Consider the following 13,589-nt stretch of genomic DNA (forward strand, 5'->3'; position numbering starts at 1 on the left):
GGGGGGGGGGGGGGGGAGGGCCGGGGGGGGGACGGGGGGGGTGGTGGTCGGCTTGGCCGGACGGTGTTGCTGGTGTGCGGGCCGCGAGGGTGGGCCGGTTTGCGGCTTGGTCGCGCGCCGGGCTCGCCCTCGTTGGTCGCTCCGGCGCCTCGTCAGGTGCGGTGCGAGCGGGCTGGGGTCTGCTTGCTGGGCCGGGGTTGTTCGGCGAGCGGGCGGCGGTGAAGGGCCGGTGGGGCGAACGTTCGCCCCACCGGCGCACCCTCGCGAGTGTGTCGGCCGCCAGAGCGAACCGTTACGGAGGCCGGAGTGAGCCGGTCCTCTTTGCCGGTCACCCAGGCGCGTCCGGCACCTCGCCAGCCGTGGCGAGCGGGTCGACATGGCGGGAGCCGCTCGCCGCGCCGGAATTGCCAGGCACCCAGCGCATCGTCCCCGCCCCCGTCACGAAGGCGGGACCATCCCGAGCGTCTTGGCCACGAACGCAAGCCACTCCGTAGCCTGCACGAGCCGCATCTCTTCGCCAGTCGCCCAGCCGTGCCCGGCGCCGCGCCAGACGTGCACGTACACCGGTGCGTCGCTCGCCGCCTGCAGGCGGGCGGCGAACTTGCGCGCGTGCCACGGCGGGCAGCGCGGATCGGTGTCGCCCGCTTCGATGAACACCGCCGGATAGCGGACCCCGTCTCGCACGAGCTGGTATGGCGAGAACCCGGCCAGGCGGCGGATCTCGCCGGGGTCGTCTGCTCGCGCGAATTCGCCGTCGACGACGAATCGGCCGTAGGGGTCCCGGCAGGCTCCGATGAGGTCGAGGAGCGGCACGCGCTGCGCGACGACCCGCCACAGTTCCGGCCGTTGCGTCACGGCGACGCCGCACAGGAGGCCGCCGCCCGAACCGCCGGTCAGGGCCAGCAACTCCGGGCTGGTGACCCCGTCGGCGATGAGAGCTTCGGCGATCGCGTAAAGGTCGGCGTAGGAGTTCTGTTTGGACTGGAGCCTGCCGTTCTCCCACCAGTCCCGGCCGAGTTCGCCGCCGCCGCGCAGGTGCACGTGCGCGAACACCCCGCCGGACGCGACGAACGCGGCCATCGTGCCGGGAAACTGCGGCACCCAGGGCGCGCCGAACCCGCCGTAGCCCCACATCAGCACCGGACGCGGCCGGTCCGCGGGCACGTCGCGCCGCCGCACCAGGTGATACGGCACCCTGGCGCCGTCCGCGGAAACGGCCCAGCCGTCCTCGACGACGCAATCCTCCAGCCGCACTTCGGGCTCCCGCAGCGTCTCCAGCCGCGCGGAGCCTGGACGGCACCGGTAGACGCCCCACGAACTGGTCAGGGTCGAGAAGCCGAAAACCAGCGCGTCCGAGGAGGACGGGCGGAGGATGTTCATCATCGCCAGCGGTAGTTCGCCGAGCGCGCCCTTGCCCGGCAACGGAACTGTCCCGTGCACCGTTCCGTCGCGGCCGACGATCCGGAGCCGGGCGTAGGTGTCGACGAGTTCCGCGACGTAGAGGACGTCGCCCACCGGGCGCACGGACCGGATCACCGCGTCCGACTCCGGCACGATCGTGCGCCACGAACAGGGATCGGCGCTGTCCGGACGGACCGCGACCACCCGGCCGCGCGGCGCGGCGGCGTCGGTGACCGCGATCCACTCGTCGCCGTCCAGGAAACCGGCGAGGCTCTGCGAAGCGTCGGTGACGAATTCGCGCCACTCCGGAGCCGCCGGGTCCGCCAGGGGAGCCACGGCGGCCGGCACGGGGGCGAGCATGCCTTGCACTGCGACCAAAGTACGGTCGTAGGCCACGATCGCGCGATAGTCGTCGCCGGGCAGCCAAGGCGCCTCGATCGCGACCGTCGACGGAGTTCCGCGCCGCAGGTGCAGCCAGATCTGGTGCGCGAGCCCGGCCGGATCGTCGCCGGCGCCGGTGAAATAGAACCCGGAGGAGTCCGGCAGCCAGCTCGCGCCGCCGGTCCAGCTGTCCTTGAGGACCTGCACCGGCGCGTCCGGCAGCAGCGCGCCGCTCGCCACGTCCACGAGCCGGATGGTGTTGCGCTCGCTGCCGTCCGCGCACACGCCGACCGCCAGCACGGTCCCGTCCGGCGAAGGCGATATCCAGGAGAGGTACGGCGGTTCAGCCGGGTTCTCCGCCGCCGGATCGAACACGACCCGGCCTTCGCCGAACGGTTCGCTCGCTGCCAGCGCGACCGTGCGTCCGGCGTCCGATCCGGTCCGGAACCAGAGCCCGCCCGCCGCCAGCGGCACGGCGGCGAACCGTTCGGAATCGTAGTGCGCCACCAGTTCCCGCAGCCGGTCGAAATGCGGCCAGTCCCGGACGCACGCGGCCGCCGCGGCGCCCTGCGCGTCCTGCCAGGCGCGGACCTCGGCGGTGTCGTCCTCCAGCCAGCGGTACGGATCCGGGAACCGGACCCCGGCCGCCTCGTCGACGTCGGGCCCGGTCCGGGTGGCCGGCGGTTCGATGGAGTTCACTCGTTTCGTCCTTTCTCCGGGTCAGCCCAGCACCGTGCCCGAGCTCCCGGCGTTCGCCGGCCGCTTGCGGGAGAACGCGGACAGGTCGATCTCCCGTCCGGTGTGCTCGCCGACGAACCGGGCCGGGGTCGCGTCGTGGTCGCCGCCGCGTTCGGTGTGCTCGATGATCGCGGCCAGGAATTTGCCCGCCACGGGCGCGTTTTTGAACTGGTTGCCGCTGGTGCCGATGGCGACGTAGAACCCGTCGAGCGCGGTGCGGTCGTAGATCGGCGTCCAGTCGTCGGCGACGTCGTAGACCCCGGTCACGCCGCGGGCGCGGTTGGGGATCGGCAATGCCGGGAACCGGCGCGCGGCGCGGGTCACCTGTGCCTCGAACACGGCCATGGTCGGATGCGGGCCGACCGAGTCCGGATCGTCGACCCACTGGAGCGGATCGCATTCCGGCTCGGTGCCGCCGACGAGGAGCCCGCCGCCGGGCTCGCCGCGCAGGTAGGTGCCGAGGTCGAGGTCGGCGACCGCGATCCCTTCCCCGGAGCGGAAGCCCTCCGGGGCGAGGACGTGCGCGACCTCCTGGCGCAGCGGCCGCGTGCCCACGGTGAAGTCGGCGCCGACGCCGGCCAGTTCGTTGATGCGGCCTGACCACGGACCGGCGGCGTTCACCACCGCCCCGCACGGGATCCGGGCGCCGTCGTCCAGCACCACCGCCGTCACCCGGCCGTTCGCCTGCTCGACGCCGCGCACGGTGGCGCGGAACCGGAATTCGGCGCCGTGCGCCCGCGCCGCGTCGGCGAGGTTCTGCGTGGCCAGCTGCGGGTCGCTGACGAACCCGGCGTCCGGCGTGTAGACCGCGCCGAGCGTGCCCTCGGCTTCCCGCCAGAACCGGTCGTCGTCGATGCGCTTGGGCGGCCAGTACCCGCCCGCGTCGATGCCCGGGATCCGTGCCCGCAGCTCCTCGGCGGACCATTCCTCGAACGGCACCCCGACTTCCTCGAACAGCGGCAGATACGCTTGCCGAGGCAGGAGATCGACGTCCAGCATCGCCATCCCGCAGCGCACGAACCGCGCCGGTTCGGCGACGTCGCAGCCGAGGTGCCCGGCCCACGACCGCCAGCAGAACTGCGCTTCCCAGGCCGCGGCGACCCCGGTCAGGGTGGAAAAATTGAACCGCACCATCGCGCTCGACGCGCTCGTGGAACCGTGCCCGGCCCCGCCCGCCTTGTCGACGACTGTCACCCGCCTGCCGCCCCGGGCCAGTTCCAGCGCGATCGACGCGCCGATGACGCCCGCGCCGATCACCACAACGTCCGTGGCCATGGTCCGCTCCTTCTCCCGCCGAGTCCGGCCATTGTCGGCGTGCTCGAACGGCCGGGGCATCCGGCTTTCACCGGACGTTCGGCGGCGAGCCCGCGACATTTGTCGGACGAGCGCGCTGTTCGACTTGTGCCGCAACAGCACGGCGGAACATGCGGCAATCGTGACGGGTCACGGCCGCGTCCGGCGCACTACTGTGAGCGTCCACAAAGGATGCGGGAAGGACGGGACGATGACGGGCGAACGGCTGGATTACCCGGCGGCGAGGACTGTCGACACCCTCGACACCGTCGCGGGCCTCAGTTTCCCCGATCCCTACCGCTGGCTGGAGGACGATACCGACGAAACGAAAGCCTGGCAGGACGCGCAGAACTCGCTGACCGACGCGTACGTCGAAGAATGGCCGTATCTGGCCGCGCTTCGCGAGCTGGTAAGCGAATGCGTCGCGGACGGCACCGGTTCGCCGAACTGGATGGTCGAACCGGCGCCGCGCTTCGCGGGCGGCCGCTGGTTCCGCCTCGACCGGCTCCCCGGACCGGACTACCCGGAGCGGGCCGTTCTCGTGGTCTCCGACGCCGCGGACGGCCCGGGCCGGGTGCTGTACGACCCCAACGGCGACGGGAACCGGCAGGTGTCGTGGTTCTCCCCGGCCCCGGACGGGAAGACGCTCGCCTGCGGGGTCTGCGCGGACGGGTCCGAACTCGGCGAAATCCGGTTGCTGGACACGGAAACCGGGGACCGGCTCGCCGACCGGATCCCGCATCCGACGATGGGCCCGCTGGTCGCCCCGCAGTGGCTGCCGGACAGTTCGGGGTTCTTCTACACCGCGGGCGACCTGTCCGCGGAATCGTTCGCCTTCCGCGCGTATTTCCATGCGCTGGGGGGAGGAGCCCGCCGCGGAACCCGAACCGGTCGACGTCGCCAACGCGCCTGCCGTCCAGGTGGCCGCGGACGGCAGGCACGCCGTCGCGACCGCCGTGTGGCCGCTCCCGCAGTACGTGTGCGACCTGCCGGACCGGAAGTGGCGGCCGTTCGTCCAAGGCGTCGAAGCGTCGGTCGCGGGCGTCGTCGACGGCGACCGGTACGTCGCGGTCACCAACCACAACGCCCCGCGCGGACGGATCGTCGCGATCGAGTTCGCCGGGCCGGATCCCGGCGACCCGGCGGCCTGGCACGAACTGGTTCCGGAATCCGGGCGCGTGCTGAGCCAGGTCCGGCTGATCGGCGACCGGCTGGTGGCGACCGGATCAATCGACGCCGAGGCGCGCGCCTGGGTTTTCGACCGCGCCGGCCGGGAGTTGGAGGAAGTGCCGCTGCCCGGCCGAGGTGCCTTGCCGCTCGACGTGCTGCCGAGCGCGGCGCTGGCTCCCGACGGCCATCCGGACGAGTTCGTGTTCGTCTTCTCGACACCCACCTCGTCGCCCGGGCTGTACCGCTACCGCTTCGGCTCCGGCGAGGTCGACACCCTGCGAGCCCCGCGCGTGCACCTGCCGGGCGCGACGGTTTCCTTGCGCTGGGCCGAATCCGCGGACGGCACGCGCGTGCCGTACCACCTCGTGCTGCCCGAAGGCGCCGACGGTGCGGTCCCAGCCCTGATCACCGCGTACGGCGGCGGCCGGGTCGCCTGGCCGGCGCAATTCCCCGGGCCGGTCGCGGCGTTCGTCGCGGCCGGGGGAGCGCTGGCGATCTCCCACCAGCGCGGCGGCGGCGACCTCGGCTCCGACTGGGCCGACGCCGGGCGCCTCGCGCACAAGCAAAACAGCTTCGACGACCTCTACGCGATCGCCGGACATCTCCTCGCCACCGGCGTCACGACGCGCGAGCGGCTGGCCGTCACAGGGTGGAGCAACGGCGGGATGCTGGCCGGGATCGCCTGCACGCAGCGTCCGGACCTGTGGGCGGCGGTGGTGGCGCAATGCCCGGTCCTGGACGTCCTCGGCTGCCATCGGCATCCGTACGGGCGGTTCGCCATCAGCGCGGAGTACGGCGACCTCGGCGATCCGGACGACGTGGCCCGGCTCGCCGGCATGTCGCCGTATCAGCTCGTCGAGCAGGACACGAGCTATCCGGCGCTTTATGTGCACGCCGGCGGCGCGGACGTCGCCTGCCCGCCCGGTCAGGTGCGGAAGTTTGTCGCGCGGATGCAGGCCGCGCCGGAGACGGACGCCCCGGTGCTGCTGCGCGTCTGGGACGACGTCGGGCACGGGACCGCCACGAGCAGGTCCGACAGCGTCGTCCAGGCCGCGCACTGGCTCGCGTTCTTGATGAAACGGTTCGGGATGGTGCCGCGCGCCGCACTCAGCCGGTGACGTATTCGGTCGGCGTGCACCCGGTCAGACCGCGGAAATCGCGGTTGAGGTGGGATTGATCGGCGTACCCGCAGCGGATCGCCAATTCCGCCCACGAGCGGGCGGTGGGGATCCGGGACACCGCGCGGTGCAGGCGGGCGATCCGCCCCGCGGTCCGGGGCGAGAGGCCGATCTGCTCGCGGAAGCGGACGGCCAGATGCTGCCGCGTCCAGCCGATTTCGGCGGCCACCGCGTCGACGCGGGCCGGTGCGGACGTCAGCAGATGCCACGCGGCCTGCGCTGGCCGAGCCAGTGGAGGGCCGGACAGCACGCGGGGGAGCAGGAAGTCGTCGAGCAGGGCGAATCGCGTGGCCCAGCCGGGTGCGGACGCGAGCTGTTCGGTCAGCAGGCCGGCGTCGCGGCCGAGAAGGTCGGACGCGGGGACGCTCGCGTTCGCCAGCAGCCGCAGCGGCAACCCGAACAGCGCGTGCGCCGCGGGCGGGGCCAGCGCGACGGTGATTCCCCGTGCGGGCCCAGCTTGCGACACGAGCAGAGGGCGGTCCCGCAAGCCCAAAACCGGCGAAAGCGGCAGCGACCGGACTGGCGGTTCGAAGTCCAGGATCATGGTGATCGCGCCCAAAGGCGTTACCCGCCAAGGCATCGCGGCGGAATCCGGGAACTCGTGGCCCGCGTAGTCCAGGACGCCCGGGACTCGCGAACCCCCGAAGACGTGCCGTCCCCGTGCGGTCGTGATTTCCCGGCGCGGGACGACGAGCGACCACTCTGCCATGCCGCCATCTTACTTTCGTCCAAGACCGGCCGGGCCGGTCGGCCTAGCGTTCCGGGCATGAAGAAGATCGGCCGGTTCAAGAATCCTGAGGCGCAGCAACGCTATTTCGCGGTTTACGACCAGGCGCTGCGGGAGTGTCCGCCGCCCGACGAGGTTTTCGACGTCGCGTGCCGTCACGGCTCCGCCCGCGTCTACCGCTTCGGCGAAGGGGAGCGCCCGATCGTGCTCCTGCCTGGCCTCATGGCCACGTCGGTTTGCTACGCGCCGCTGGTCCCGGGGCTCGACGGCCCGGTCTATGCCGTCGACACACTCGGCGAGGCCGGACGCAGTGTGCAGACCAGGCCGTTCGCCGACCTCCGCGACCGCGCGCTCGGCCTCGACGACGTCCTGGCCGGACTCGGGCTCACCGACGTTTGTCTCGTCGGAGGCTCGACCGGTGGCTGGCACGCGGTCAACCAGGCGATCCATGCCCCGGACCGGCTCGCCGCGCTCTGCCTCCTCGATCCGACAACAGTCAGCGCCAAGTTCTCGGCGGCCACTCAACGACGCGCTCTCACGGCGATGGTGCTGAACCGCGACCGCGACTGGCGGCGCTTCGTGGCCTGGTCAGCCGGCGAGGACGTGTTCGACCAGCCCGCCGCGCAGGTGGTCGTCGCCGGGATTCGGACGTACCGCGCCCGGATCCCGCTCCAGACCTGCCCGCCCGACGACGCCCTCCGCGCGATCCGGACGCCGGTGCTGGCGCTGTTCGGCGGCCGCAGCGTCGTCCACGATCCGGTCGCGGCGGCGGCGAAGCTCCGGCGGCTCGTCCCGCGCGCCGAGGCGGAAATCCTGGCTGACGCGGGGCATTGCCTGTACCTCCGGCCGGACGACCGGGTGCGGGTTCTTGGAGCGATCGACGCGTTCCGGGCGACGGTCCAGCCGCCCGGAACGCGGTCGCTCAGGTGAAGCGGGGGACCTCCTTCACCGGCCGGGAAACCGGGGCGTCGTCGACGAACAGGTCGCTTTGCCGGATCGCCAGCGTGCAGACCACGCTGATCACGGTCGTCGCCGCGAGGTAGATCAGGATGCCGGTCGTGCCGGTCTTCCCGGCGAGGTAGGCGAGGATCAACGGGGTGAGGCCCGACGCCACGACGCCGGAAAGCTGGTAGACGACCGAAATCCCGGTGCACCGCCGCGAAATCGGGAACAGTTCGGCGTAGAACGCCGCTTGCGGGCCGTACATCACCGGGTAGCTGATGCCCAGCACGGCGACCAAAGAGAGCGTGATCAGCACGGGATTTCCGCTGTGCAGCGCGGCCAGTGCGGGGATCGCCAGCACCAGCGTCGTCACGGCTCCGGTCGTGAACGTCCGCCGTCGGCCGAGCCGGTCGGACACCCGGCCGAACACCGGGATGAACACCACCATCACCGCGGCCGCGATCATCACGCCGACCAGCAGCGGCTGCCGGTCCAGTTTCAGCGTTCCGCTGCCGTAGGAGATCACGAAGACCGCCCAGGCGTTGAAGGCCACGCCCTCGGTGAACCGGCTGCCCATGCCCAGCAGCAAATGCCGCCGGGAAAGCCGGTCGCGGACCAGTTCCACCGCGGGCACGGTGGCGGTGCCTTCCTCGGCCGCCATGGTGCGGAAGGCCGGGGTTTCCATGACCTTGACCCGGATCAGCAGGCCGGCCAGGACCAGCACGGCGGAGAGCAGGAAGCCGATGCGCCAGCCCCACGAGAGAAACGCCGCGTCGCTGGTGACCGCGTTGAGCAGAGCCAGCACGCCGGTGCCCAGGGTGAGCCCGATGGCCAGCCCGATTTGCGGGAAACTGCCGTAGAGACCGCGTTTCCCGGGCGGGGCGTACTCGGTGGCCATCAGCACGGCGCCGCCCCATTCGCCGCCGACGGCCACGCCTTGGGCCAGGCGGAGGACGACGAGGATGATCGGGGCGGCCGGTCCGATCATCTGATAATCGGGCAGCAGCCCGATGAGGCAGGTCGCGGTGCCCATGATGAGCATGGTCGCGACGAGGATCTTCTTGCGCCCGATCCGGTCGCCGAGGTGGCCGAAGATGAACCCGCCGACCGGGCGGGCGAGGAATCCGAGCGCGAAGGTCGCGAAGGCCAGCACGGTGCCGACCAGGGGATCGGAGCCGGGGAAATACAGTTTGTTGAAGACGAGTCCCGCGGCGGTGCCGTAGAGGAAGAAGTCGTACCACTCGACGGTCGTGCCGAACACGCTGGACGCGACCACCAGGCGGACGTCGGTGCTTTTCTCAGGAGTTGTCGCCATTGATAACTCCCGGTGGTCACAGCGATCGGCGGAAGATGTCTTCGAGCGCGGTCCGGGTGACCGGACGGGGCACGACAGCCAGCTGACGGGTCTGCTTGAGCGTGCCGTCGACGAGGGTGTCGATGTCCTCGTCGCCGTAACCGAACGCGTGCAGTCCCTTCGGCATCTGGATGTCGGCCATCAGCTCGGTGAGCACGTGCGGGAGGGCGTCGGCGCCGTCCGTAGTCGTGAAGGTCTGCCCGCCGGACAGCAGATGCGCGGCGTGCAGATGCCGTTCCGGCGACGCTGGATAGGTCCAGCGGAACACCTCGGCGGCGGTCGCGGACACCGCCTGGCCGTGCGGGACCATCGGCATTTCCGGGTAACCCTCGGCGCGGTACTGCTTCACCGCTCCGGCGATCGGGTACGCGTTCGCGTGCGGCAGGTGGGTGCCCGCGTTACCGAAACCGGTTCCGGCGTAGGTGGACGCGAGCGCCATCTGGGTGCGCGCGGTCAGATCGCGTCCATTGAGGACAGCGGCGCGCAAATGCTTGCCCACCAACGTTAACGCCATCTCGCACCAGACGTCGCTGATCGGGTTGGAGCCGCAGAAAGCCGGTCGTTTCATCGGCTCTTCCGGCGCGGGCTTCGCGTCGAACGCGACGCTGGTGTAGCTCTCCAGTGCGTGCGACAGGACGTCCATGCCGCTGGCGGCGGTCACCGCCGAGGGCAGGCTGATCGTCGTGCGCGGGTCGACGACCGCCAGCGACGGGCGCAGCGACGGGTGGCTCACCCCGGCCTTGAGGTGCAGGCCGAGCAGGTCGACGACGCAGATCGTGGTCGATTCGGAGCCGGTGCCCGCGGTGGTCGGGACGGCGATCAACGGCTTCAGCGGCAACCACGGCGCCTTGCCCGCGCCGATGGGCGGGGTCACGAAGTCGAGCAACTCGCCGGGGTGCGTGGTCAGCAGGTTGACGGCCTTGGCGGTGTCGATCGCCGAGCCGCCGCCGATCGCGACGAAGCAGTCCCATTCCTGCTGGCGGGCATAGGCGACCGCCTCGTCGATGCTCGCGTCGGTCGGTTCGACGCCGACGCCGTCGAAGATCTCGCTCTTCACGCCGGCCGCGCGGATCGAGTCGAGCGCGCGGTCCGGGATGCCGGTGGCGCGGACGCCGGGGTCGGTGAGGATCAGGCACGACCTGGCCTGCCGCGCGGCCACCTCCGCGCCCAGCTCGTCGAGCGCGCCGGCACCGAACTTCAGCGGGGGCGCTGCCCAGGTGAACACGCTTTCGTTGCGGGGCATGTCGGTCAAGGAGACCACTCCTCACGTCGATGTTGACAACATGTGGAAGCTATATCCACTATGTGGCGAGCCTTCACGGTAGCCCGAGGACCGCGGCGCTGTGAACCCCCGATTTCCCAGGAGACGCCCATGCCGGCCCGAGTCCGTACGCATTCGGCACTGCAGGAAGCACTCGCGCGGGCGGTGTCCGGCGAAGTCGCCGGCGACCCGGCCACGCTCGCCACCCACTCCACCGACGCGTCGAACTACCGGCACCTTCCGCTGCTCGTCGTGCGGCCGCGCAGCGCCGAAGACGTGGTGGCGGCGCTGAAGGTGTGCGCGGAGCACGGCGCGCCCGTCCTCCCTCGCGGCGCGGCGACGAGCATCGGCGGACAGGCCGCGAACCGCGCGGTGATCCTGGACTTCACCCGGCATCTCAACCGCGTGCTGGAGATCGACGCCGCCGCCCGCACCGCGCGCGTCGAACCCGGTCTGGTGCTGGATCGGCTGCGCGAACGGGCCGCCGAACACGGGCTCACCTTCGGTCCGGACCCGTCGACGCACAGCCGGTGCACGATCGGCGGCATGATCGGCAACAACGCCTGCGGTTCGCATTCGGTGGCGTGGGGCAAGACGGTCGACAACGTCCGCGCGCTGGATATCGCCCTCCTCGACGGGACCCGCCTCGAGGTCGGCCCCACCTCTCCGGCCGAGCTGGAAGAGCTGTGCGCTCGCGAGGATTCGGTCGGCGCGCTGTACCGCGGCCTGCGAGACCTGCGCGACGAGTACCTGGCCGACATCCGGCTCGGCTACCCGAAGCTGCCTCGGCGAGTTTCCGGGTATAACCTCGAATACCTGTTGCCGGAGAACGGTTTCGACGTCGCCAAGGCATTGGTCGGCTCCGAGGGAACCTGCGCGACGATGCTGAGCGCGGTCGTCAACCTGGCCCCGGTCCCGGCGACGCGCGCCCTCGCCGTGCTGGGCTTCGAGAACAGCATCGCCGCCGCTGACGCGGTCCCTTCGCTGCTCGACCTTCCGGTGCTCACCATGGAAGGCATCGAAGCCGGTCTCGTCGCCGCCCTGGATGCCCGGAAGCCCGGCGATCGCAGCACCCTGCCGGACGGAACGGCGTGGCTGTACCTGGAAACCGGCGGCGACGACGCGACTGAGGCGGTGGCTGTCGCCCACCAGGTCGCCGCCCGCGCGCCGCAGGTCGGCGCTACTGCCTTGGTGGTGGAAGATCCCGTTGCGCAACGGAAACTCTGGCGCATCCGGGAGGAAGGCGCAGGCCTCGCGACGCGACTGGCCGACGGATCCGAGGCCTGGTCGGGTTGGGAAGATTCCGCGGTCCCGCCGGACCGGCTCGGCGCGTACCTTCGCGAATTCGACCTGCTGCTGGACAAACACGGCCGCAAAGGCGTGGTCTACGGCCACTTCGGCGACGGCTGTCTCCACGTGCGGATCGATTTCCCCATGGCCGCACCGGAAGCGAAGGAAGCCTACCGGTCGTTCATGGTCGAGGCCGCGGAACTCGTCGTGTCCCACGGCGGCTCCCTCTCGGGCGAACACGGCGACGGCCAGGCGCGAGCCGAACTCCTGCCGCTGATGTTCTCGCCACGGTTGATGCAGGCTTTCGCCGACTTCAAGGCCGCTTTCGACCCCGCGAGCGGCATGAACCCCGGCCGGGTCGTCGATCCCGCACCGCTGGACGCAGACCTGCGCACGGTCATCGCCCCGCCGGTCCTGCCGACGCGCGCCCGGCTCGCCCTGCACGCGGACGGCGGCGACCTGGCCGCGGCGTCGCGCCGATGCGTGGGCGTGGGCAAATGCGTGTCGGCGTCCGGCGGGATGATGTGCCCGAGCTACCGCGCCACCGGCAAGGAGGAACACTCGACCCGCGGCCGGGCGCGCTTGCTGTTCGAAATGCTCGCCGGAGACGTCATTGAGGACGGCTGGCGTTCCCCGGAGGTCCGCGACGCACTCGATCTCTGTCTCGGCTGCAAGGCGTGCAAATCCGACTGCCCGGTCGGCGTCGACATGGCTTCTTACCGGGCGGAATTCCTCAGCCGCCACTACGAGCGGCGGATTCGCCCGATGTCGCACTACACGATGGGCGCGCTTCCGCGATGGCTCCGGCTGGGTGCCCCTTTCGCGCGGGCGATCAACGCCGTGGCCTCAGGTCCGCTTCGACCGGCTTTGAACCGCCTGGGCGGGATAGCCGCCGAACGTGAATTGCCTCAGCTCGCTTCGCCCACGTTCGCTTCGTGGTTCCGTCGCCGGGAGCGGAAGGCATCGTCGTCGAAGGTCGTCCTGTGGCCGGACACCTTCACGAACTTCTTCGACCCCCAGGTCGGCCGGGACGCGGTTGCCGTGCTGGAAGCGCTGGGCCACGAGGTGGTCATCCCGGAGCGGACTGTCTGCTGTGGACTGACCTGGCACAGCACCGGCCAGCTGGGCGCGGCACGCCGGGTCCTGCGCCGGTCGCTGGACGCGCTCGACCCTTGGCTTCAGGAGGGGATTCCGGTGATCGGCCTGGAACCGAGCTGCACCGCGACCCTGCGGGAGGACGGTGCCGAGCTGCTGCCGGAGGATTCGCGGACTGGCTTGCTGAAACGCAGCGTGCGGACATTCGCGGAGCATTTGGGGGAGAGGGAGCTTCCCGCTCTGGAGAAGTCCTCGGCTCCGGTGCTTACCCAGGTCCATTGTCATCAGCACGCGGATCTCGGTTATGACGCCGACTCGGCACTGCTCGGGCGGTTGTCGTCGCAGACGCAGGTGTTGCGGGAGGGTTGTTGCGGTCTGGCGGGGAATTTCGGATTTCAGCGGGGGCATTACGACGTTTCGGTCGCTGTTGCCGAGCATCAGCTGATGCCTGCGTTGCGAGCGGCGTCGGAAGACACGGTGGTGCACGCGGACGGGTTCAGCTGCCGGACGCAGATTCGGCAGTTGTCTAACCGCCAGCCCGCTCACCTGGCTTCGCTGACCGCGCGTGCGCTGGGGATCAGTACGGAGTGAGCCGTGGTCCGTGAGGGGAACCCTGAGGGACTCTGATTCCCTGTTGTGTCTCGGTTGTTCTGTCGCGGGGTTGTCTCGGTTGTTGTGTCTCATGTTAGGCGGCTGGGGTGAGGGTGCCTTGGTATCGCTTGGTGTGGTCGAGGCGGATGTGGCCGATGGGGTCGCCGT

8 protein-coding genes and 1 pseudogene are annotated in these 13,589 nt (G+C 70.9%); 4 read left to right on the plus strand and 5 right to left on the minus strand.

Annotated elements, in window-relative coordinates; all coding sequences use genetic code 11:
• Positions 1-438: 438 nt before the first annotated feature.
• The gene (locus D0D37_RS42980) at positions 439-2,481 is read right to left on the minus strand and encodes a prolyl oligopeptidase family serine peptidase (protein ID WP_116206316.1); all 2,043 of its coding nucleotides are present in this window, start codon (positions 2,479-2,481) and stop codon (positions 439-441) included.
• Positions 2,482-2,502: 21 nt separating this feature from the next.
• A complete protein-coding gene (locus tag D0D37_RS42985; RefSeq protein WP_116206317.1) occupies positions 2,503-3,795 on the minus strand; it encodes an NAD(P)/FAD-dependent oxidoreductase in 1,293 nt (430 codons plus the stop codon).
• 229 nt (positions 3,796-4,024) lie between these two features.
• Between D0D37_RS42985 and D0D37_RS48960 the strand changes: the two are divergent.
• Both D0D37_RS48960 and D0D37_RS42995 read left to right on the plus strand, forming a co-directional pair.
• Positions 4,025-4,615, plus strand: a pseudogene (locus D0D37_RS48960) (prolyl oligopeptidase family serine peptidase); the annotation flags it as partial.
• A gap of 49 nt (positions 4,616-4,664) precedes the next feature.
• Positions 4,665-6,101: a prolyl oligopeptidase family serine peptidase gene (locus D0D37_RS42995; protein ID WP_116206318.1), complete on the plus strand. Its 1,437-nt coding sequence runs from the start codon at positions 4,665-4,667 to the stop codon at positions 6,099-6,101.
• On the opposite strand, the gene D0D37_RS43000 is transcribed toward D0D37_RS42995, so the two are convergent.
• Positions 6,091-6,870 carry a helix-turn-helix domain-containing protein gene (locus tag D0D37_RS43000; RefSeq protein WP_116206319.1) on the minus strand — a complete coding sequence of 260 codons (780 nt, stop codon included), beginning with the start codon at positions 6,868-6,870 and terminating at the stop codon, positions 6,091-6,093. The genes D0D37_RS42995 and D0D37_RS43000 overlap by 11 nt on opposite strands.
• A gap of 57 nt (positions 6,871-6,927) precedes the next feature.
• On the opposite strand from D0D37_RS43000, the gene D0D37_RS43005 reads away from it, so the two are divergent.
• Positions 6,928-7,818: an alpha/beta fold hydrolase gene (locus D0D37_RS43005; protein ID WP_116206320.1), complete on the plus strand. Its 891-nt coding sequence runs from the start codon at positions 6,928-6,930 to the stop codon at positions 7,816-7,818.
• Here the strand turns inward: D0D37_RS43005 and D0D37_RS43010 are convergent.
• The gene (locus D0D37_RS43010; RefSeq protein WP_116206321.1) at positions 7,811-9,145 is read right to left on the minus strand and encodes an MFS transporter; all 1,335 of its coding nucleotides are present in this window, start codon (positions 9,143-9,145) and stop codon (positions 7,811-7,813) included. The genes D0D37_RS43005 and D0D37_RS43010 overlap by 8 nt on opposite strands.
• A gap of 16 nt (positions 9,146-9,161) precedes the next feature.
• Entirely contained in the window at positions 9,162-10,427 is a 1,266-nt protein-coding gene (locus D0D37_RS43015; RefSeq protein WP_116206323.1) for a hydroxyacid-oxoacid transhydrogenase, read from the minus strand.
• 129 nt (positions 10,428-10,556) lie between these two features.
• Between D0D37_RS43015 and D0D37_RS43020 the strand changes: the two genes are divergently transcribed.
• Entirely contained in the window at positions 10,557-13,421 is a 2,865-nt protein-coding gene (locus D0D37_RS43020) for an FAD-binding and (Fe-S)-binding domain-containing protein (protein ID WP_116206322.1), read from the plus strand.
• Positions 13,422-13,589: the final 168 nt, after the last annotated feature.

Source organism: Amycolatopsis circi (genome assembly GCF_003385235.1).
Lineage (GTDB): Bacteria > Actinomycetota > Actinomycetes > Mycobacteriales > Pseudonocardiaceae > Amycolatopsis > Amycolatopsis circi.

Coding starts and splice junctions, on each gene's coding strand:
- D0D37_RS43005 (WP_116206320.1), top strand. CDS start 6,928: ATGAAGAAGATCGGCCGGTTCAAGAATCCTGAGGCGCAGCAACGCTAT.
- D0D37_RS42985 (WP_116206317.1), bottom strand. CDS start 3,795: ATGGCCACGGACGTTGTGGTGATCGGCGCGGGCGTCATCGGCGCGTCG.
- D0D37_RS43015 (WP_116206323.1), bottom strand. CDS start 10,427: ATGCCCCGCAACGAAAGCGTGTTCACCTGGGCAGCGCCCCCGCTGAAG.
- D0D37_RS43000 (WP_116206319.1), bottom strand. CDS start 6,870: ATGGCAGAGTGGTCGCTCGTCGTCCCGCGCCGGGAAATCACGACCGCA.
- D0D37_RS42995 (WP_116206318.1), top strand. CDS start 4,665: ATGCGCTGGGGGGAGGAGCCCGCCGCGGAACCCGAACCGGTCGACGTC.
- D0D37_RS43010 (WP_116206321.1), bottom strand. CDS start 9,145: ATGGCGACAACTCCTGAGAAAAGCACCGACGTCCGCCTGGTGGTCGCG.
- D0D37_RS43020 (WP_116206322.1), top strand. CDS start 10,557: ATGCCGGCCCGAGTCCGTACGCATTCGGCACTGCAGGAAGCACTCGCG.